The following is a 1,733-nucleotide window of genomic DNA, read 5'->3' as shown; positions in this document are numbered from 1 at the left end:
ACTCGGTGATCGCGCTGCTGATCGTGATCGGTCTGCGGGACAAGATCATCTTCATCGCGGCCCGTTCCGAGCAGTACCTGCCGGCGATCGTGTTCTTCGCCTTCCTGCCCTTCGTCGACATGATCGTGGCCCTGAAGCTGCTCATCGTGATCGTCTGGATCGGCGCCGGCGTCTCCAAGATCGGCCTGCACTTCACCAACGTGATCCCACCGATGGTGTCGAACACGCCGTGGATCCCCTCCAAGGCGCTCAAGCGCGCCCACTACCGTGACTTCCCCACCGACCTGCGGCCGTCGCATCTGTCGACGTTCATGGCGCACGTGCTGGGCACCGTGGTGGAGATCGGAGCCCCCCTGGTGCTGCTGTTCTCCACCCACAAGTGGCTCACCGTGGCCGCGGTGGTGCTGATGATCTGCTTCCACGCCTTCATCTTCTCCACCTTCCCGCTCGCGGTGCCACTGGAGTGGAACGTGCTGTTCGCCTTCACCTCGGCCTTCCTGTTCCTCGGCTTCCCGGCCTGGGAGGGCTACTCCGTCGGCGACATGAGCTCGGCGTGGCTGACGGCGGTGATCGTGGTGGCGCTGATCGCCCTGCCGGTGCTCGGCAACCTCCGTCCGGACCTGGTGTCCTTCCTCCCGTCCATGCGTCAGTACGCCGGCAACTGGGCTTCGGCGATCTGGGCCTTCGCCCCCGGCGCCGAGGAGAAGCTGAACGCGGTGGTGCGGCCGACCGAGAACACCGTCGATCAGCTCAAGCCCACCTATCCCGACGATGTCGCCGACGTGCTCATGATGCAGATCGCCTGCTGGCGGTCCATGCACAGCCAGGGCCGCGGCCTGTACTCGCTGCTCCACCGCGAGCTCGGCGAGGAGGTGAACAGCTACACGATCCGCGAGGCGGAGTACGCCTGCAACACCCTGATCGGATTCAACTTCGGCGACGGGCACCTGCACAACGCTCGTATGATCGAGGCCGTGCAGAGCCGCTGCCAGTTCGCTCCGGGCGAGTTCATCGCCGTGTGGGTCGAATCTCAGCCGATCCACAAGAAGACGCAGGAGTACCAGGTGATCGACGCCGCCCTCGGGGTCATCGAGCGTGGCACGTGGGATGTTCGCGACGCGGTCGCCGAACAGCCGTGGCTGCCGAACGGTCCGATCCCGGTCACGGTGACCTGGCGCAGTGCGGACGCCCCGAACCGGCCGGGAACGGTCCTGCAATGACCACGGCAGTCGTGGTCGGCGGCGGGCCCAACGGGCTCGCCGCCGGCCTGCAGCTCGCCCGTCACGGGGTGCAGGTCACCGTCCTGGAGGCGGCGGACACCGTGGGCGGCGGGGCGAGGTCCGGTGAACTCGAGGTCCCCGGCCTCATCCACGACTACTGCGCGGCCTTCCACCCGCTCGGCGTGGGCTCCCCGTTCTGGAAGGACGTGGGCCTCGAACGCTACGGCCTGTCGTGGGCGTGGCCGGAGATCGACTGCGCGCACCCGCTCGACGACGGCGACGTGGGACTGCTGTACCGGTCGCTGGAGCAGACCGCGGCCGGACTCGGCGTCGACGAACGCCGCTGGCGGCTGGTCTTCGGCGATCTGGTGTCGGGCTTCGACGAACTGGGCCCGGACCTGTGGCGCCCCCCCGTCGTCCCGCGCACCGGGCTTCCGCGGCGCGGCGTCGCCCACCGCCCCGTGCAAGTGGTCCCCCGCGTTGTCCAGGCCCGGGTCAAGCAGCTTCGGGCTG

Annotated in this window: 2 protein-coding genes; both read left to right on the top strand. The window is 68.3% G+C overall.

The annotated features are described in order from the left end of the window. Positions 1 to 1,220 (top strand): DUF3556 domain-containing protein (locus ACJMNC_RS14800; RefSeq protein WP_408948731.1); only part of this gene is annotated, 1,220 nt, incomplete at its 5' end. After that, positions 1,217 to 1,733: phytoene desaturase family protein (locus ACJMNC_RS14795; protein ID WP_408948730.1), on the top strand; the 517-nt coding region annotated here is incomplete at its 3' end. The genes ACJMNC_RS14800 and ACJMNC_RS14795, both read left to right, overlap by 4 nt.

It is taken from the genome of Gordonia sp. VNK21, from assembly GCF_046098115.1.
Lineage (GTDB): Bacteria > Actinomycetota > Actinomycetes > Mycobacteriales > Mycobacteriaceae > Gordonia.
Note: the sequence above shows the minus strand (reverse complement) of the source record. Positions and strands in the feature narration are given on the sequence as shown.